This window comes from Micromonospora sp. URMC 103 (assembly GCF_051386435.1).
GTDB lineage: Bacteria > Actinomycetota > Actinomycetes > Mycobacteriales > Micromonosporaceae > Micromonospora.
Map to the genome: position 1 here is coordinate 1,386,698 of NZ_JBPQTR010000005.1, position 17,500 is coordinate 1,404,197.

Consider the following 17,500-nt stretch of genomic DNA (forward strand, 5'->3'; position numbering starts at 1 on the left):
GGGGACGGCGGCAGGACGGCGGGGTGAACGGGCGACGGGGTGGCGCCGCGACGTGCGGGGTGCGGGCGCTACCTCTCGGCGCGGAGGGCGTCCTCGGAGGCGCCCCGGCGCCAGTAGCCGGCGAAGGTGACGCGCCGCCTGTCGATGCCGCGCTCGTTCACCAGGTGCCGGCGTACGCCCCGGACCATCGAGGACTCCCCGGCGACCCAGGCGTACGGGGTGCCGGAGGGGAGCCGGGCGGCGCGGACCGCGTCGACCAGCGGCGCGCTGCCGGGCGGGGTCGCGCCGCGGACGATCCACCGCACCTCGGCCCGCGCGTCGCCGGGCAGCGGCTGGATGTCGCCGGCGTCGGGCACCTCGATCCAGGCGCGGACGCGCGTGCCGGCGGGCAGCCAGTCGAGGATCCCGCCGACCGCCGGGAGCGCGGTCTCGTCGGCGACGAGCAGGACCAGCTCGGTGTCGTCCGGCGGCTGGAAGCAGACGCTGCGGTTGTCGGCGACCGCCGGGCCGAGCAGCACCACACGGTCCCCGGCCACGGCCCGGTTGGCCCAGCGGGAGGCCGGCCCGGTGTCGCCGTGGCTCACGAAGTCGATGTCCACCTCGGCGCGCTCGGGCCGCTGCTCCCGGATCGTGTACGAACGCATGACGGCCCGGATCGCCGGGTCGAGCGCACGGTACGCCCCGAACCAGTCCTCCCCCTCGGCGGTGGGGAGCACCGGCTCGGGCTGCCCCGGGTGCGGCAGGAAGAGGGAGACGCTCTGGTCCCGGCCGCCGCCGGCGAACGCGGCCAGGTCGTCGCCGCCGAAGGTGACCCGGATGGTGCTCGTGCCGACGCGCCGGGCTCCGACGACCTGCGCCGCGTAGAAGCGGTACTGGACGGCGAGGGCGGTGCCGGCCATCAACTCACCTTCTTCGCGGACCGGATCGCCGTGGCCAGGTTCTCCAGCAGCGGCGCCGCGCCGGCGTACGAGAAGCGCGGGACCGCGTCCCACGGGGTGACCTGGTCGGCCTTGACGGCGGGCAGCTGCGTCCAGGTGGGCTTCGCCGCGAGGTCCTTCGGCTGCAGCGCGGTGCCGCGGTTGTCGAGCAGGATGAGGTCGGCCGGGAACTTGCCGGTGTTCTCCCAGCTCAGCGCCTCGAAGTAGTCGCCGGCTTCGAGCTTGGTGGGCACCACGATGTCGACGCCGAGTTCGGCGAAGTACATGAGGTCGGTGCTGACCTTCGGGTTCGAGACGTAGAACAGGTCGGGGCTTCCGGAGGCGGCCATCACCCTGATGCCGGGGTTCGCCTTGACCGCCTGGCGGACCGACTCCGCGGCGGCCTCGAACCGGGCCTTCGCGTCGGTGACCTTCTTCGCCGACAGATCGGCGCCGAGGGACTCGGCGAGCTGGGCGTAGCGCTCGATCGGCTTGGTCATGGGCACCCGGGCGGTGGTGACCGCGACGCTCGGCGCGAGCGGCAGGATCTTGTTCTTGCTTTCGTCCGGCACGTACCAGAGTGCCCCCGGGTCGTACATGTGGGTGACGAGGAGGTCGGGGCGCAGGGCCGCGTACTTCTCGACGCTGAACTCGCCCCAGACGTTGCCGAGGATCTCGACGCTCTCCACGTTCAGGTCGCCGGCCTGCGGGTCGGCCGTGCCGTCGGCCCGCTTCGTCTCGCCGAACACGCCGACGATCTGCTTGTCGAGTCCGAAATCGACCAGTGCGGCGGCCGTGCCGGTGAACGCCACCACGCGGGTGGGCCGGTTGCCGGCACTCACCTTCTCGTTGCGGTCGTCGGTGAACGACCAGGGGCCACCGCTGCTGTTGGCCGCCGGTGCGGTGGAGTCACCGTCCTTTCCGCAGCCGGCCATGAGGAGCGCGACGGTGGCGGCCCCGCCGGCCAGAAGGCCACGGCGGGAGAGGCGACGGGTGAGGACGGGATCAGACATGGCGTCGTCTTTCGATCAGGGTCGGGCAGTGACCGTGGACAGCGCGGTTAGGTTAACCTAACCTAAATCGCTGTCAAGTCATGTTCGGCGTTTCCCCCACCGGAGCCCACACTGTCCGTCCTCCAGTCGCCCGCGCACCCCGCCGGGTCCGCGGCGTCCGCACCCGCCCCCACGAGCCGTCGCGGCCGACCCGCGTTCCGCGCCGCGGGCCTGCTCGCCGCCGTGCTGCTGCTCGTCACCATCACCGTGCTCAGCATCGCGGTGGGGGCGAAACAGCTTCCGCTCGCCGACGTCTGGTCGGGCCTGCTGGATCCCGCCTCCGCCGAGTACGCGGTGGTGCACCGGATGCGGCTTCCGCGTACGCTGCTCGGCCTGCTCGCGGGCGCGGCGCTCGGCGTCGCCGGCGCGGTGATGCAGGCACTCACCCGCAACCCGCTGGCCGACCCCGGCCTGCTCGGCATCAACGCGGGGGCGTCCGCCGCGGTGGCCACCGCCGCCCTGCTCGGTGTGACCGCGCTGAACGGCTACGTGTGGTTCGCGCTGCTGGGCGCGGCCGTGGTCACCGCCCTCGTCTACGCCGTCGGCGGTGGCCGTGGGGCCACGCCGGCGCGGCTCGCGCTGGCCGGCGCGGCGCTGAACGCCACCCTCTACTCGTACGTGAGCGCCGCGATGCTGGTGAGCGCCGCCTCGCTGGACCGCCTGCGGTTCTGGACCGTCGGCTCGCTGGCCAGCGCGGACTCCGCGACGGTCCTGCGCGTACTGCCGTTCCTCGCGGTCGGGCTGCTGGTGGCGCTGGCCACCGCCCGCCCGCTCAACGCGCTCGCGCTCGGCGACGACGCGGCCCGGGCGCTCGGCGCGCGTCCCGCGCTCATCCGGGGCGGCGTCATCGTGGCGGTCACCCTGCTCTGCGGCGCGGCCACCGCGGCCTGCGGGCCGATCGTCTTCGTGGGCCTGCTCGTGCCGCACCTCGTCCGCGCTCTCACCGGGCCCGACTTGCGCTGGCTGCTGCCGTACTGCGCGGTGCTCTCGCCGGTGCTGCTGCTCGGCGCCGACGTGGTCGGCCGGGTGCTCGGCCGGCCCGGTGAACTCCAGGTCGGCATGGTGACGGCGGTGCTCGGCGGGCCGCTCTTCCTGTGGTTGGTGCTGCGCCGCCGGGAGGCCCGGCCGTGACCGTGCTGCGCACCCCGGGTGGTCTCTCGCTGCGGTTCCGCCCCCGCGCCCTGGCCGTCGGCGCCGGCTGCGCCCTGCTGGCCGCGGGCCTCGGCGTGCTCGCGATCGCCGGCGGCGACTACCCGATGTCCCCGGCCGACGTGCTGCGTACGCTCACCGGCGGCGGCAGCCCGGCCGAGGAGTTCATCATCCGGGAGCTGCGGCTTCCCCGGCTGGTCACGGCCCTGCTGGTGGGCGCGGCCCTCGGGCTGGCCGGGGCGGTCTTCCAGTCGCTCGTCCGCAACCCGCTGGGCAGCCCGGACCTCCTCGGTTTCACCCAGGGCGCGTCGACCGGCGCGCTCGTGGTGGTCGTGCTCGGCGGCAGCAGCCTCGCGCTCTCCGGCGCCGCGGTGGCGAGCGGCCTCGCGACGGGCCTGTTCGTCTACGCGCTCACGTGGCGCGGTGGCGTGCACGGCTACCGGCTGGTCCTCGTCGGCATCGGCGTGACGGCCATCCTCACCGGCGTCAACGGCTACCTGCTCACGCGGGCGCCGCTGATGGACGCCGCCCGGGCCGTCCTCTGGCTCACCGGCAGCCTCGACGGGCGCGGCTGGTCCGAGGCCCTGCCGCTGCTGGTCGTGCTCGGGGTGCTCGCCCCGGTGGTGCTGCTCGCCTGCGGGCCGGCGCTGCGGATGCTGGAGATGGGCGACGACACCGCCGCGGCGCTCGGCGTTCCCGTGGGCCGGCTGCGCGTCGTGCTGCTCGGCGCGGCGGTCCTGCTGGTGTCCTTCGCGGCGGCGGCCGCCGGCCCCGTGTCGTTCGTCGCGCTGACCGCGCCGCACGTGGCCCGCCGGCTCACCCGCTCCCCCGGGCCGAACCTGCTCCCGGCGATGTGCGTCGGTGCGACGCTGCTGGTGGGCGCCGACCTGCTGGCGCAACGGGCGTTCGTCCACCAGCTGCCGGCCGGCGCGGTCACCGGCGCGATCGGCGGGGCGTACCTGGTCTGGTTGCTGGCGATGGAACGAAAGGCGGGGCGGCTGTGAGCGCGAGGAGTGAGCTTGCGAGCCCCGCAGTCGCGAACGAAAGGACGGCTATGAGGGCGGCTGCCCCTGGGGAGAACGGCGCACCGGTGATGCCGGCGGGCACCGCGCGGCTGAGCGGCACCGGCATGACTCTCGCGTACGACCGGCGCGTCATCGCCGAGGAGCTGAGCGTCGCCGTTCCGGACCGGTCGTTCACGGTGGTCATCGGGCCGAACGCGTGCGGGAAGTCGACGCTGCTGCGCGCGCTGTCGCGGATGCTCAAGCCGGCCGCGGGCGCGGTGCTGCTGGACGGGGAGGACATCCACCGTCGCCCGCCCCGCCAGGTGGCTCGTACGCTCGGGCTGCTGCCGCAGTCGTCGATCGCGCCGGACGCCATCACGGTGGCGGAGCTGGTGGCGCGGGGCCGCTATCCGCACCAGGGGCTGCTGCGGCAGTGGTCACGCGAGGACGAGCGGGTCGTCGAGGAGTCCATGGCGGCGACGGGCGTGGGCGACCTGGCCGACCGGCCCGTGGACGAGCTGTCCGGCGGGCAGCGCCAGCGGGTGTGGATCGCCATGGCGCTGGCCCAGCAGACGCCGCTGCTGCTGCTCGACGAGCCGACCACGTACCTGGACATCGCCCACCAGATCGAGATCCTCGACCTGTGCGCGCGGCTGCACGAGGAGCAGGGCCGCACGCTGGTGGCGGTGCTGCACGACCTGAACCACGCGGCCCGGTACGCCACCCATCTCATCGCGATGCGCGACGGGCGTGTGGTGGCGGCGGGCCCGCCCGCCGAGGTGGTCACCGCCGACCTGGTGGCGGAGGTGTTCGGGCTGCCGTGCCGGGTGATCGAGGACCCGGAGACGGGCACGCCGCTGGTCGTTCCGGCCGCCCGCCGCCGGGCGGCCGGGCTCGCCCCGGAGCCGGCGTGACCGCGCGGGTCTTCCGCGACCCGTGGGGCGTCCCGCACCTGCGCGCCGCCGACCCGCGGGCGCTCGTCGTGGCGCAGGGGCGGGTGACCGCGTACGACCGGGCGTGGCAGCTGGAGGTGGAGCGGCACCGGGCCGCGGGCCGCACCGCTTCCTTCCTGGGCCGCGACGCGGTGGGCTGGGACCGGTTCGCCCGGCAGGCGCGGATCGAGGACACGGCCCGCCGCTGTCACGCCGCCCTCGACCCGGTCACCGCGGCCTGGGTGGGCGGTTACGTCGACGGGGTCAACGCGGGCCTGGCCGCCGGCGCGGCCCGCGCGCCGGAGTTCGCCGCGGTCGGGTTGGCGCCCGGCCGCTGGGAGCCGTGGACACCGCTGGCGGTGTGGCTGTCCCACCACATCCTGTTCGCCAACGTCCCCACGAAGCTGTGGCGCGAGCATGTGGCGCACCGCCTCGGCGAGTCGGCCATCACGCTGTTCGCCGCCGACGCTCCGGCCACGGCCGGCAGCAACGGCTGGCTGCTGGCCGGCGACCGGACGGCCACCGGCGCCGCCCTGCTGGCCGGCGACCCGCACCGGTTCGTCGAGGACCCGGGGGTGTACCAGCAGATCCGGTTGGCCTGCCCGGAGTACGACGTGGTGGGCCTGGCGGTGCCGGGGGTGCCCGGCGTGGCCCACTTCGGACACACGGGCGGGGTGGCCTGGGCGATCACCAACGCGCTGGCCGACTACCAGGATCTCTACGCCGAGCGGCTGCGCCGCCGGAACGGGCGGGTGGAGGCGTACGGTCCGGACGGGTGGCGGCCGGCGGCGGCGCACACCGAGACGATCGAGGTGGCGGGCGCCGATCCGGTCGAGGTGGAGGTCGTCGAGACCGACCGTGGCCCGGTGGTCGTGGGCGGCCCGGACTCCGAGGCGGCGATCAGCCTCCGCTATCCGCCCCGGGTACGCGCGGAACTCGGCTTCGCCGCGCTTCCGGCGCTGCTGCGCGCCCGGACGGTGGCCGACGTCGACGCGGCGGCCGACCGCTGGATCGAGCCGGTCAACGTGCTCCAGGCGGCGGACACCGAGGGCGGCCTGCTGCACCGGGTGGCCGGAGCGGTGCCGGTGCGGCACCCGGCGAACCGGCTGCGGGTGGTGCCGGCCTGGGTCGAGGAGCACAAATGGCGGGGCTGGTACGCGCCGATGCCGCGCGCCGCGGTGGACGGCTGCGCGGTGATGGCCAACGCCCGCGGGATCGCCGCGCCGCTCGGCGTCGAGTTCGCCCCGCCGCACCGGGCCGACCGGATCCGCGAGTTGCTGGACGCCGGCCGCGACTGGACGGCCGAGGACATGACCCTTGTGCACACGGACACGCTGCTCGGCTCGGCGGAGCCGCTGCTCGCCCGGCTCGCCGGGCTGGTCGGGCTGGAGCCGGCCGCCGCGGCGCTGCGCGACCGACTGCTGCGCTGGGACCGCCGGATGGCCGCCGACAGCCGCGACGCGGCCGCGTTCGCGCTGGTGCGGGCGGCGCTGGTGCGGCGGGTCGCCGGCCACGCGGCGCTGGCCCCGCTCGCCGACGCGCCGCCGTACCCGGCGCTGTTCCGGCCCTGGCTCGCCCTCGCGCCGCGGGTGGCCCACGCGCTGGAGGCGGTCCTGGCCAGCGGGCTGCTGGGCGACGGCGAACCCGACGCGCTGCTGCGCGCCGCCGTGGACGAGGTGGCCGACGCCGGGACGGGCGACACGGCGCCGGCGGGTGAGCCGCCGCGCTGGGGCGAGCTGCACCGCCTCACGCCGTGGCGGGCCCTTCCGGCGGCGGACGCCCGCCCGCTGCCGGGGCTCGCCGGTGACCACGACTGCGTGCTCGCCACGTCCAGCGTCCCCGGTGTCACGCACGACTGCGCGCGGGGGCCGGCGGCCCGTTACGTGTGGGACCTCGGCGACCGTGCCCGCAGCCGCTGGGTGGTGCCGTTCGGCTCCTGCGGGGTGCCGGGCGACCCGCACCACGGCGACCAGTGGCCGGCCTGGCTGGCCGGCGACCTGCTGCCCGTGACCACCGACTGGGACCAGCTCACCGAGGAACGAGATGACCACTGACGAGAGCACGGCGCCGCCCCGCGGCCTCGCCGACCCGCACCGCTACGACCGGGACGTCGCCGGGTTCGGGCGGGTCACCATCCGCCCGGTCGAACCCGACCGGGACGCCGACCTGCTGCACGGCTGGGTGACGCAGGAGCGGGCCCGGTTCTGGGGCATGCGCGACGCCAGCCGCGAACGGGTCCACGAGATCTACGCGTACCTCGACTCGCTGACGACGCACCACGCCTACCTCGTGCATCGGGACGGGCGGGCGGTGGCGCTGCTGCAGACGTACGAGCCGGACGCCGACCCGGTCGGCGAGTGCTACCCCGTCCAGCCCGGCGACTACGGCCTGCACCTGCTCCTCGGGCCCCCGGCCGGGACCGAGCCGGGGTTCACGGGGAGGCTGCTCGGCGTCCTGCTCGACTTCGTGTGGGCCGACCCCGGCCGGCGGCGGCTCGTGGCGGAGCCGGACGCGCGCAACGAGCGCGCCATCGCCCGGCTGCGGCGTACCGGGTTCCGGTTGGGGCCGCTCGTCGACAAACCGGAGAAGAGGGCGCGGCTGCTCTTCCTCGACCGGCCGCCGACCGACGGCGGGTCGCCGGCCGGCGACCGCTGAGCCGCCGGCCGGCGACCGGGCGTCAGGGGATGGTGAGGCCGTACGCGGCCAGGATCTCCTGAATGGGCTGGTAGTAGGTCGTGCCGCCGGTGGTGCAGTTGCCGCTGCCGCCGGAGAGGATGCCGACGATGCGGCCGGTCGCCGCCACGTAGAGCGGCCCGCCGCTGTCGCCGGGCTCGGCGCAGATGTTGGTGCGGATCAGCCCGTACACGACGCCGGTCGCGTAGTTGACCGTCTGGTTCAGGCCGGTCACGGTGCCGCACCGGACGCCCGTCGTGGCGCCGCTGCGGCAGACCGCCATGCCGATGACGGCGGCGGCGGTGCCGTTGATCGGAAGCAGGCCCGGGTACGTGTACACGGCGCTGGGGCGGGCGATCGTGCCCGTGTAGCGCACCACGCCGTAGTCGTTGCCGGGGAAGCTGCTGCCGGTGCGGGTGCCCAGGACGGTGGTCTGCGCGCTGTCGGCGTACCAGGTGGTGGCCACGCTCGTGCAGTGCCCGGCCGTCACGAGGTACGACGTGGTGCCGCTGCGGACGTTGGCGCCGAGCGAGCAGCGCCCGCCCCCGCCGTAGACGGCCTGGCCGCCGGCGATCAGGGTGCGCAGCCGGCCGGGCTCCCGGCGCAGGAGCACGCCGGCACGGGTCGCGGTGTCCCGCAACGCGGCCAGCTCGGGACCGGTCACGGTGTCGTCGGCGGTGAGGGTCATCCGGCCGGTGGCCGGGTCGAAGCCCCAGGCGGTGCCGGCGGTCCGCACCTGCGCGAGCACGGCGGTCGGGTCCGTGCGGGACTGGCCGGCCGGGTCGGGGCGGGCGTGGGCGACTCCGGGGCTGCCGAGGAGCAGGGCGGTGAGGACGAGGGCGACGAGCGGGGAACGGCGCATCCGGGCCTCCGAGTAGATCGGTGTTGGTCGATGCGAGGTCCAGCATCCGCCCACGCCCGGCCGGGTTCAAGCCCCGGCCACGCCCACCGGTCCGGCCGCCGGCCCGGCCGCCTCCGGCGCGGGGAGCACCACCCGGGGCAGCGCCGGCACCCCGCGCGGGCGCCACTCCCGCGGATAGCCCAGCGACACCTCCTCGAAGCGGACCCCGTCGTGCCAGGTGGTGCGCGGGATGTGCAGGTGGCCGTAGACCACGGCCGCGGCCCGGAACCGCAGGTGCCAGTCGGCGGTGCGGGTCGTGCCGCACCACTGGGCGAACTCCGGGTGGCGCAGCAACCGGGTGGGCTCGCGGACCAGCGGGAAGTGGTTGACCAGCACGGTCGGCAGGTCGGGATCGGTGGCGGCGAGCCGCCGCTCGGTCTCCGCGACGCGCACCGCGCACCAGGCGTCCCGGCCCGGATACGGGTCCGGGTGCAGCAGCATCTCGTCGGTGCACACCACCCCGGCCTCGTACGCCCGCCGCAGCGACTCCTCCTTCGTGACGGTGCCGGGGGCGTGGAACGAGTAGTCGTACAGCAGGAACAGCGGCGCCACGATCGCCGGGCCGCCCGGGCCGGACCAGAGCGGATACTCGTCCTCGGGGGTGAGCACGCCCAGCTCGCGGCACATCGCGACCAGCGCCCGGTAGCGCGGCTCGCCGCGCAACCGGACCGGGTCGTCGGGCGGCGTCCACAGCTCGTGGTTGCCCGGCGCCCAGATCACCGTGGCGAACCGGTCACGCAGCAGGGCCAGGGTGGACCGGACGTCGGCCACGCGCTCGGCCACGTCACCGGCGACGACGAGCCAGTCGTCGGCCGAGCCGGGCCGCAGCCGGTCGACCACCGCCCGGTTCTCGGCGTACCGGACGTGCAGGTCGCTGACCGCGAGAAGCCGCACGTCGCCCCCTCCGCCGGTCGTCCGACCAGACTACGGCGTCCGGACCGAACCGTCCCCGGGAGGCGTGGGCTCAGACGAACTCGCGGCGCACCCAGTCGGCGAGGTCGCGGGCGCAGTCGTCGACGGCGTCCCGCCAGGCCCGGTCGGCGCCCTCGCCCGCCTCGTCGCTGACCCGCTTGACCATCCGGCACGGCACACCGGCCCGGGCCGCGGCCCACGCCACCGCGTACCCCTCCATGTCGACGAGGTCGGCCCGCCGGGCGAGCCGGGCACGGGCGGCCTCCTCGGCCACGAACGTGTCGCCGGTGGCGAGCACCGCGGTCTGCGCGCCGAGGGTGAGCGGCGCGCCGTACGTCTGCCCGGTGAGCGTGCGCAGCAGCTCGGTGTCGAGGTCGTGCTGGAGCACCGTGCCGATCTCGTGGATGCCGGCCCAGCCCGGGCGCAGAGCCCCGGCCGTGCCCAGGTTGAGCACGAGGCTCGGCCTCGGCCCGGTGGCCAGCGCTGCCGCCACGGCGGCCGCCGCGTTGACCTTTCCCATCCCGGTGAGCAGCACCGGCAGGTCGGTGCCGAGGTGCGCGGCCTCCTCCTGTACGGCCAACACGAGCAGCGGCGCGTCGGCCCGGATCTCGCCCCGAAGAGTCACGCGCGGAATCGTACGGACCGCGTCGGCCGGCCGGGCCGACGGACCGGCGGGCGGTAACCCCGGTCACCCGTCGGCCGGGAACGGCGGTGGAGCCGCCCGGCGTCGGGCGGCTCCACCGGTGACCGGGGTCAGCGAACCTCGTACGCCCGGATCACGGTCGTGGTCACGGCCGCTCCGGCCGTGTCGACGACGTGCGCGCGCAGCGACACGAATCCCGCCTTGCCGGGGTTGCCGAACAGCGCGGTGTGGCTGCCCGGGAGTGCGAGCACCGGCGTCGGACTCCAGTGGGCGCCGTCGTCGAACGACACCTCCACCTCGGCCCGGGCGACCCGGCCCGCGCCGGCCTGTCGCGTGAAGGTCAGCGGCACGGCCATGAGGGCGTGGCGCTTCGCCGCGTTGGTGGCGTCGAGCCGGGGCGCGAATCCGACGGCTGTCAGCGGCAGCGCCGTTCCGCTGTCGGTGTACGCCGAGTCGAACTCCCACTCGGTCTGCACCCGCGTCGAGAGTCGCGTCGGCGCCGGTTGCGTGAAGCCGTACGACAGCCGGTACCGGGACCGGCCGGGTTCGCCGACGTCGATCCCCGCGTACGCGCCGGCGCGCTTCTCCACGAGGGCGCCATCCCGGTACAACGCGAGTTCGGCGCTGAGGCCGGCCGCGTCGGCCGAGCCCCGGTGGCCGGCGGCGTCGGCGTAGCCGTCGAGCCGGAGGAGGAACTCGTTGCCCCGCCGCTCGACGGCCGGGTACTCGGGGAACGCCGGCGTCATCGGCGTGGTGAACACGGCCTGGTTCCACCGCTCGGTGTAGTCCCTACCGGCCCGGTAGTCCGACCGCGCCGCCTCGAACGTCGCGAGCCGCCGGTAGTCGGCTCCCGCGCCGGCGCCCTCCTCGAACGTCGACGTCCAGCCGATGTTGCCGGCGTAGTACTCGGTGCGCTCCGCCGGCAGCGGGGTACGCGGCAGGACGAGGCCGTCTGGGTACTCGACCCCGGGGATCACCGGGTAGTTGACCCGGGTCCCCACCCCGTCGTCCGCCGCCGACGCGTAGCCGACCCGGACCCGGGCGACGTCGCGGCGGGCGAGGTGGCGGGTGAAGCCGGTGACGAACGAGCCGGTCTGGTACCAGCCGGTCTGGTAGGTGTACGGGCTGGCCGTGAAGTCGCCGTCGCGGTCGGGGCGGGCGAACGCCGCGGTCACGCTGGTGATGACACCCGGCACGTTCTTCGGGCCCAGGTCGGCCGTGTAGATGTCGCTCGGGTCGCCGGTGAGGCTCATGCCGAACAGCTGCGGTGCGCCCGTGTGCAGGACCTCCACCTCCCCGACGACGGGCGCGGCGTCCCGGTCGGGGAGCCGGATGTCCACCGGCCGGGCCCGGCGGCCGTCCAACGCCAGGTCGGTCGCCCCGTCGATGGTCAACCGGCCGTTGGCCAGGACGGTGCCCGTGCCGTCCGCGCTGATGCCCATGCTCAGCACCACGTAGTCGCCCATCGGCACGCGGAGGGTGTCGGCACTGTCGTAGCTCACCACGAACTCGCCGGTGGCGAGGTTGCCGAGCTGGGTGACCACCTCCTGCGGGGCGTCGGTCCGGGCGGTGACCCGCAGGTGGACGTCGGCGGACGGCTGCTCCCGGAAGACGCTGAACGGCGTCTGCACGCTCACACCGTCCGCGGTGGCGACGAGCCGCCCGCCGAACGTGCCGTACGCGGTGCCGCCGGCTCGGGTGTCGGCGGTGAGCCGGACCGACGCCTCCCCTCCGGCCGGCACGGTGACCGTGTTCCGGTCCACCGTGATCACACCCGCGGGCGCGGCACCGGTCACGGTGAGCGCCAGGGTGACCGGCGCCGTGCCGTCGTTGCGGTACGTGACGGTCCGCGTGACCACGTCCTCCGCGTCGTGCGGGTACGCCCGGAACCCGAAGGTCACGGCCGGCGGGTTCGCGGAGACCGGCTGTGCGAGCGCCCGGGCCACGTCGAGCTGGCCGGCGCCCTGGCCGAACAGGTCGATCGCGGGATTGGGCCGGGCGGCGCCCATCAACGCCGACTTGAGCTGCTCGGCGCGCCAGGCGGGGTGCGCCTGGGCGAGCAGCGCCGCCGCGCCCGCGACGTGCGGGCTCGCCATCGAGGTGCCGCTGAACGAGACGTACTGCTCGCCGGGCGGGGCGACGTCGGCGGTGGCGGAGCGGGCCGCGGTGATCGCCGTGCCGGGCGCGGTGATCTCGGGCTTGACGGCGTAGTCCCCGAGCCGTGGGCCCTGGCCGGAGTCCCAGCTGCGCGCGCCGGTCTTGTCGACGTTGCCGACCGCGAGGGCGGCGTCGGCCGAGGCCGGGGAGCCGACCGACTGCGGAACCCAGCCGCTGTTGCCGGCGGCCGCCACGAAGAGGGTGCCGTACCGGGCCGTGAGGTCGTTGACGGCCGCCTCGATGGGGTCGACGCCGGGCTGGTCGTCGGCGCCGAGGCTGAGGTTGACCACCCGCGCGCCGGACTCGGCCGCCCAGTGCAGCCCTTCGAGGATGGCCGAGTCGGGGCAGGCCGCGCCGAGACCGGCGTAGCTGAAGCAGACCTTGCCGACGAGCAGGCTCGCCCCGGGGGCCATGCCGCGGTACCGGCCGCCCGAGGCCGCCCCGCTGCCGGCCACGATGGAGGCGACGTGGGTGCCGTGGCCGGCGAGGTCGTCGTCGGTCGTCTCGTAGTCGGTGACGAAGTTGCGCTCGGCGGCCACCCGGCCCGCGAAGTCGGGATGGGTGGTGTCGAGCCCGCTGTCCAGCACGGCCACCCGTACCCCGGAACCGTCGTAGCCGGCCGCCCAGACGGCGGGGGCGCCGCTGGCCGGCACGCTGACGTCGAGAGCGGGCCGGCGGATGCCGTCGAGCCAGAGCTTGCCGCCGCGCAGCGAGTCCCGCAGCGTCGGCCAGTTCCGGGCGAGGTCGGGGACGGGGATCCCGGTGGCGAAGCCGTCGACCGAGGCCAGGCGCCGTTGGGCGGTCAGCCCGCGGGCCCCGGTCAGGTCGGACGCGATGAGCGGCAGGTCGGCGCGCCGGTCGAACCCGTCCGCGAGGAGCCGGGTCACGTTGAACAACCGCTCGTCGAGCCGGTCCTGCCGCAGCAGCGCGAGCGCGTCCGACGGTACGACGTACTGGTCGTCGCCGTGGCGGTAGCGCAGGAACTGGACGCCGCGGCGGGGGGTGACGGCGATCCGGCCGGCCGAGGACACGATCCGGTCGCCGGTGATGAGGGTCAGGGTGCGGGTCGGTGGCGCGGCCGGCTCGGCCGGGGCCGGCGGCGCGGTCGGGGCGGCCGCGCGGGACGGCGCCGCCGGCGTCGGGCCGGCGTTGGCCGGGCCGGCAGGCCCGACCAGCAGGCCGACGGCGGTGACGAGGGCGAGCGCGCCGTACGGGATGGGACGGCGTTGTCGCATGCGTGCTCCTTTGCATGGCGACAGGGCGCGCCACCGGTTCCGGGTCAGCGAGACGGGCGAGGCGCCGTGTCCGAATGGGATCCGGGCCGGTTTCCGCATCGTCAGTGCGAAAACCTCGGCCCGGTGGGTAATGCTTGTGGATCACCGGCCGCCTGTCGACCCGTCGAAGATCACGTAATCGCAACCCTTCGTCGCGGGTCGCCCCGACGGGTACGGGCCCGGCGAAGTCGCCGGGCCCGCAATCGTCCTGTGTGTCCGGTGCGCGCCGCCGCGCGCGCCGCGGTCAGCCGGCCGTGGCCGGTACGGCCGGCCGACCGGCGACCGGCAGGTCCACGGCGAGCAGCGCGCCGTCGAGCGGCGCCGGGTCGGCGAGCCCGTGCCGGGCCGTGGTCACGAACAGCCGGCGCAGGCCCGGCCCCCCGAAGCAGACGCTCGTCGGCTGGGACGCCGGCAGGCGGATCTCCCGGTCGAGCGTGCCGTCCGGCCGGTAGCGTCGCACCGCCGAGCCGCCCCAGAGCGCCACCCACAGGTGGTCGTCGGCGTCCACGGTCATCCCGTCCGGGGCGCCCTCGTCGGGGTCCAGCCGCAGGAACGGCTCACGGGCGTCGAGCGCGCCGGTGGCCGCGTCCACGGCGAAGCGGTCGACGTGCCCGCGCGGGGTGTCGGCCAGGTACATGGTGGTGCCGGCGCCGTCGAAGGCCGGCCCGTTCGCGATGGTCAGCCCGGTGACGACCGGCACCGGCACCCCGCCGGGATCCGTCCGGTACAGCGAGCCGCCGCCGGGCACCCCCGCGTACGTCATGCTGCCGGCCCAGAACCGGCCGTGCGGGTCGGCCACCGCGTCGTTCATCCGGGCGGGCTCGGCGCGGCCGCCCTCCAGGTCGGCAACCGGCCGGGGCGCCCCGTCGGCGGGGAGCCGGACGACGCCGGTGCCGGCCGCCGCGAGCCACTCCCCCGGCCGCCCGGCCACCGGCGCCACGGCGCCCAGCGGCACGTCCAGCCGGCGCAGCTCCTCCAGCGGTCCCGGCTCGTCGCCGCCGGTGGCCAGCAGCCGGCCGGCGAGCAGGTCGACGAGGACCAGCCGGCCGTCCACCCAGCGGGCGCCCTCGCCCAGCTCCAGCCGGTCGGCGCTCCACGCGGTCGGCTCGGTCAGCTCCATGTGTCCTCCTCGGCGGTTCGTGTCATCGGGTGCCGGTGCGGCGGTGAGCGGAGACGGTCAGTCGCCAGGTGACCTCCCCGGCGGACGGCACGACCGCCGCGTCGTCCGGGCCGGCGTCGGCCAGGTCGAAGGCGGCGCCCAGCATCGGCTCCACACCGAGACTGCGGTAGGGGCGGCCCTCGGGCCAGCCGCGCAGGTTGCGCCAGAGACCGACGCCGCGGGGCTGACCGTCAGCCTCAAGCTCGAAGGTCAGCAGGTCGGCCCCGTCGACGACCCGGACGCGGGGACAGCCGACCAGGACCGCGCCGACGGCGGTGCCGTCGTCCGGGCCGAGGGCGTCCAGCGCCAGCCCGGCCGGCGCCGGCCAGCCACCGCTCAGCCAGGGCCGACCGGCCGGGAAGGCGCCCGCCGGCAGCAGCGCGGCGGCCTCCGGATGCAGCCGGGTCGGCGTGCCGGCCGGCGCCTCCAACCGGGCCCCCGGCGACAGGTCGAGCAGGGCGTGGGCCGCCCACAGGAAGCGGTAACCGGGATCGGCGGTGAGCCGGTAGTCGACCACGAGCACGCCGGAACGCTCGGCGAGTCGCCGGGTGAGGGTGAAGTCGGGGCACTCGACGACGGCGTCCCCGCCGGCGGTCGCCCGCCAGCGGCGCGACCAGACGTCGCCGTGGTCGGGGCGGCCCCGCACGGTGGGCAGGCACTCCTCCAGACCGCCGGCGTCCACGAACGCCGCGCCCGGCGCGACCGCCGCCCGGCCCGGCTCCGGCCCCCGCCACAGCCACTCGCGGCCGCCGCCGCGCAGGCTCGTCCAACGGCCGCCCAGCGCGAGGTCCACGTCGGCGCGCAGCGGCACCGGGGCCACCGGACCGTCCGGTGCGGACGGCGGCGCCGCGCCCGTGGTCACCATTCGGCGAACGAGCCGTCGGGGTGCCGCCAGACCGGGTTGCGCCAGGCGTGCGGGCTCTTCGCCGCCCGACGGACCGCCCCCTCGTCCACCGTGATGCCGAGGCCGGGCCCGTCGAAGCGGAGGATGTGCCCCTCGGAGAACCGGAACGGCTCCGGATCGAGCACGTAGTCCAACAGCTCCGAGCCCTCGTTGTAGTGGATGCCGATGCTCTGCTCCTGGATGAGGAAGTTCGGCGTCGCGAACGCCACCTGGAGACTGGCCGCGAGCGCGATCGGGCCGAGCGGGCAGTGCGGGGCGAGCAGCGCGCCGTACGTCTCGGCGAGCGCGGCGATGCGGCGGACCTCGGAGATGCCCCCGGCGTGCGAGAGATCGGGCTGCACCACCGACACCCCGGCCTGCAACGGCGCGAGGAACTCCGTACGCCCGTACAGCCGCTCCCCCGTGGCGACCGGGACGGGCGACGCGGCCACGACGTCGCGCAGGTGGTGGGCCTGGTCCGGAAGCAGTGGCTCCTCCACGAAGAACGGTCGCAGCGGCGCCAGCTCCGGCAGGATGCGGCGCACCGCGGCGAGCCCGGCGCGGCCGTGGAAGTCCAACGCGATGTCCCGCTCGTCGCCGAGCACCTCCCGGGCCGCGGCGACCCGGGAGACCACCTCGTCGACCTCGGCCGGGGTGGGGATCGGGGACAGCTGCCCGCAGGCGTTCATCTTCAGTCCGGTGAGCCCCGCCGCGACCTGCGCCGCGGCGGCGTCGGCGATCTCGCCCGGCTCGTCGCCGCCGATCCAGGAGTACACCCGCACCCGGTCGCGGACCGGGCCGCCCAGCAGGGCGTGCACGGGCACGCCGTACGCCTGCCCGGTGATGTCCCACAGCGCCTGGTCGAGACCGGCCACCGCGCTGGAGAGCACCGGCCCGCCCCGGTAGAAGCCGCCCTTCGTGAGCACCTGCCAGTGCTGCTCGACGCGCAGCGGATCCTCACCGACGAGGTACTCGGCGAGGACCTCGACAGCGGCGCGGACCACCTCGGCCCGCCCCTCCACGACCGGCTCGCCCCACCCGACCAGCCCGCTGTCGGTCTCCACACGGCAGAACAGCCACCGCGGGGGAACGAGGAAGGTCTCGATCCGTTCGATCTTCAATGGTCTCCCTTTCCGCGGCGGACCTTCTCCACGTCCCGCACGGCCTTGGCGAGCAGCTCACGCATGGCCGTCTCGGCGGCGGTCTCGTCGCCCGTACGGATCGCGTCGACCACGGCGCGGTGGCTGGGGACGGGGTCGTCGTCGGCGTCCCGGCCGTGCACGAGCCGGTCCCGTTCGGCGAGGCCGGTCTTCATGACGACCTCCATCCGGACCAGCAGCTCGTTGTGGGTGGCGGCGAGCAGGGCACGGTGGAAGGCGAGGTCGGCCGCCACGGCCGCCCCGGGGTCGCCGTGCGCGTCCGCCATCCCGGCCAGCGCGGCGTCGAGCGCGGCCAGGTCCTCGGCGGTGGCGCGGGCGGCGGCCAGCCGCGCGGCGGCCGGCTCGATGATGGCGCGGACCTCCTGCAACTTGTCGAGCAGGCGGGGGTCGGCGCCGTCGGCGAACTGCCAGCGGATCACGTCACCGTCGAGCAGGTTCCAGTCGGCCCGGGGCCGGACGAAGGTGCCGCGCTTCTGCCGGGCGTCCACGATGCCCTTGGCGGACAGGACCTTGAGCGCCTCGCGCAGCGCGGTGAGGCTGACGTCCAGCTCCTCCTGGAGCGCGGCGATGTTCAGGGTGGCGCCCTCGGCGATCTCCCCGGTGAGGATGCGCCGGGCGATCACCTCGACGGTCTGTCCGTGGACGCCACGGCCTGCGTACTGTGCCAATGCTCTTCGCGCCTTC

At 75.7% G+C, this 17,500-nt stretch carries 15 protein-coding genes; 5 read left to right on the forward strand and 10 right to left on the reverse strand.

Annotated features, from left to right (window positions below):
* Window positions 1-68: 68 nt before the first annotated feature.
* Complete coding sequence (locus ACSNOA_RS19465; protein WP_436660234.1) at window positions 69-899, reverse strand: siderophore-interacting protein; 831 nt, start codon at window positions 897-899, stop codon at window positions 69-71.
* Window positions 899-1,930, reverse strand: a complete 1,032-nt coding sequence (locus ACSNOA_RS19470) for an ABC transporter substrate-binding protein (protein ID WP_436660235.1) — start codon at window positions 1,928-1,930, stop codon at window positions 899-901. Before ACSNOA_RS19470 ends, ACSNOA_RS19465 begins: the two co-directional genes overlap by 1 nt.
* Before the next feature lie 66 nt (window positions 1,931-1,996).
* On the opposite strand from ACSNOA_RS19470, the gene ACSNOA_RS19475 reads away from it, so the two are divergent.
* The 5 genes from ACSNOA_RS19475 to ACSNOA_RS19495 all read left to right on the forward strand — a co-directional run bounded on the left by ACSNOA_RS19475 (window position 1,997) and on the right by ACSNOA_RS19495 (window position 7,709).
* A complete protein-coding gene (locus ACSNOA_RS19475; RefSeq protein WP_436662377.1) occupies window positions 1,997-3,100 on the forward strand; it encodes a FecCD family ABC transporter permease in 1,104 nt (367 codons plus the stop codon).
* Window positions 3,097-4,122 carry a FecCD family ABC transporter permease gene (locus ACSNOA_RS19480; RefSeq protein ID WP_436660237.1) on the forward strand — a complete coding sequence of 342 codons (1,026 nt, stop codon included), beginning with the start codon at window positions 3,097-3,099 and terminating at the stop codon, window positions 4,120-4,122. The genes ACSNOA_RS19475 and ACSNOA_RS19480 overlap by 4 nt, the downstream gene beginning before the upstream one ends.
* Before the next feature lie 125 nt (window positions 4,123-4,247).
* Window positions 4,248-5,036, forward strand: coding sequence for an ABC transporter ATP-binding protein (locus tag ACSNOA_RS19485; protein ID WP_436662378.1), 789 nt, complete (start codon window positions 4,248-4,250; stop codon window positions 5,034-5,036).
* Window positions 5,033-7,108, forward strand: a complete 2,076-nt coding sequence (locus ACSNOA_RS19490) for a penicillin acylase family protein (RefSeq protein ID WP_436660239.1) — start codon at window positions 5,033-5,035, stop codon at window positions 7,106-7,108. The genes ACSNOA_RS19485 and ACSNOA_RS19490 overlap by 4 nt, the downstream gene beginning before the upstream one ends.
* Window positions 7,098-7,709, forward strand: coding sequence for a GNAT family N-acetyltransferase (locus ACSNOA_RS19495; RefSeq protein ID WP_436660240.1), 612 nt, complete (start codon window positions 7,098-7,100; stop codon window positions 7,707-7,709). Before ACSNOA_RS19490 ends, ACSNOA_RS19495 begins: the two co-directional genes overlap by 11 nt.
* A gap of 22 nt (window positions 7,710-7,731) precedes the next feature.
* On the opposite strand, the gene ACSNOA_RS19500 is transcribed toward ACSNOA_RS19495, so the two are convergent.
* The 8 genes from ACSNOA_RS19500 to ACSNOA_RS19535 form a co-directional block, all read right to left on the reverse strand.
* Window positions 7,732-8,589, reverse strand: a complete 858-nt coding sequence (locus ACSNOA_RS19500) for a S1 family peptidase (RefSeq protein WP_436660242.1) — start codon at window positions 8,587-8,589, stop codon at window positions 7,732-7,734.
* A 66-nt stretch (window positions 8,590-8,655) separates the two neighbouring features.
* Window positions 8,656-9,522, reverse strand: a complete 867-nt coding sequence (locus ACSNOA_RS19505) for a metallophosphoesterase family protein (RefSeq protein WP_436660244.1) — start codon at window positions 9,520-9,522, stop codon at window positions 8,656-8,658.
* Between the two features lie 70 nt (window positions 9,523-9,592).
* Window positions 9,593-10,165, reverse strand: coding sequence for a nucleosidase (locus ACSNOA_RS19510; RefSeq protein ID WP_436660245.1), 573 nt, complete (start codon window positions 10,163-10,165; stop codon window positions 9,593-9,595).
* 128 nt (window positions 10,166-10,293) lie between these two features.
* Window positions 10,294-13,575, reverse strand: coding sequence for a S8 family peptidase (locus ACSNOA_RS19515; RefSeq protein ID WP_436660247.1), 3,282 nt, complete (start codon window positions 13,573-13,575; stop codon window positions 10,294-10,296).
* Between the two features lie 283 nt (window positions 13,576-13,858).
* The gene (locus tag ACSNOA_RS19520) at window positions 13,859-14,734 is read right to left on the reverse strand and encodes an SMP-30/gluconolactonase/LRE family protein (protein ID WP_436660249.1); all 876 of its coding nucleotides are present in this window, start codon (window positions 14,732-14,734) and stop codon (window positions 13,859-13,861) included.
* Window positions 14,735-14,756: 22 nt separating this feature from the next.
* Window positions 14,757-15,638 (reverse strand): hypothetical protein, encoded by an 882-nt coding sequence (locus tag ACSNOA_RS19525; RefSeq protein ID WP_436660251.1) that lies wholly within the window; start codon window positions 15,636-15,638, stop codon window positions 14,757-14,759.
* Window positions 15,632-16,777, reverse strand: coding sequence for a galactonate dehydratase (dgoD, locus tag ACSNOA_RS19530; RefSeq protein ID WP_436660253.1), 1,146 nt, complete (start codon window positions 16,775-16,777; stop codon window positions 15,632-15,634). Before dgoD ends, ACSNOA_RS19525 begins: the two co-directional genes overlap by 7 nt.
* Window positions 16,774-17,484 (reverse strand): FadR/GntR family transcriptional regulator, encoded by a 711-nt coding sequence (locus ACSNOA_RS19535; protein ID WP_436660255.1) that lies wholly within the window; start codon window positions 17,482-17,484, stop codon window positions 16,774-16,776. Before ACSNOA_RS19535 ends, dgoD begins: the two co-directional genes overlap by 4 nt.
* Window positions 17,485-17,500 lie beyond the last annotated feature (16 nt).

Coding starts and splice junctions, on each gene's coding strand:
- ACSNOA_RS19495 (WP_436660240.1), top strand. CDS start 7,098: ATGACCACTGACGAGAGCACGGCGCCGCCCCGCGGCCTCGCCGACCCG.
- ACSNOA_RS19520 (WP_436660249.1), bottom strand. CDS start 14,734: ATGGAGCTGACCGAGCCGACCGCGTGGAGCGCCGACCGGCTGGAGCTG.
- ACSNOA_RS19515 (WP_436660247.1), bottom strand. CDS start 13,575: ATGCGACAACGCCGTCCCATCCCGTACGGCGCGCTCGCCCTCGTCACC.
- ACSNOA_RS19465 (WP_436660234.1), bottom strand. CDS start 899: ATGGCCGGCACCGCCCTCGCCGTCCAGTACCGCTTCTACGCGGCGCAG.
- ACSNOA_RS19485 (WP_436662378.1), top strand. CDS start 4,248: ATGACTCTCGCGTACGACCGGCGCGTCATCGCCGAGGAGCTGAGCGTC.
- ACSNOA_RS19525 (WP_436660251.1), bottom strand. CDS start 15,638: ATGGTGACCACGGGCGCGGCGCCGCCGTCCGCACCGGACGGTCCGGTG.
- ACSNOA_RS19500 (WP_436660242.1), bottom strand. CDS start 8,589: ATGCGCCGTTCCCCGCTCGTCGCCCTCGTCCTCACCGCCCTGCTCCTC.
- ACSNOA_RS19470 (WP_436660235.1), bottom strand. CDS start 1,930: ATGTCTGATCCCGTCCTCACCCGTCGCCTCTCCCGCCGTGGCCTTCTG.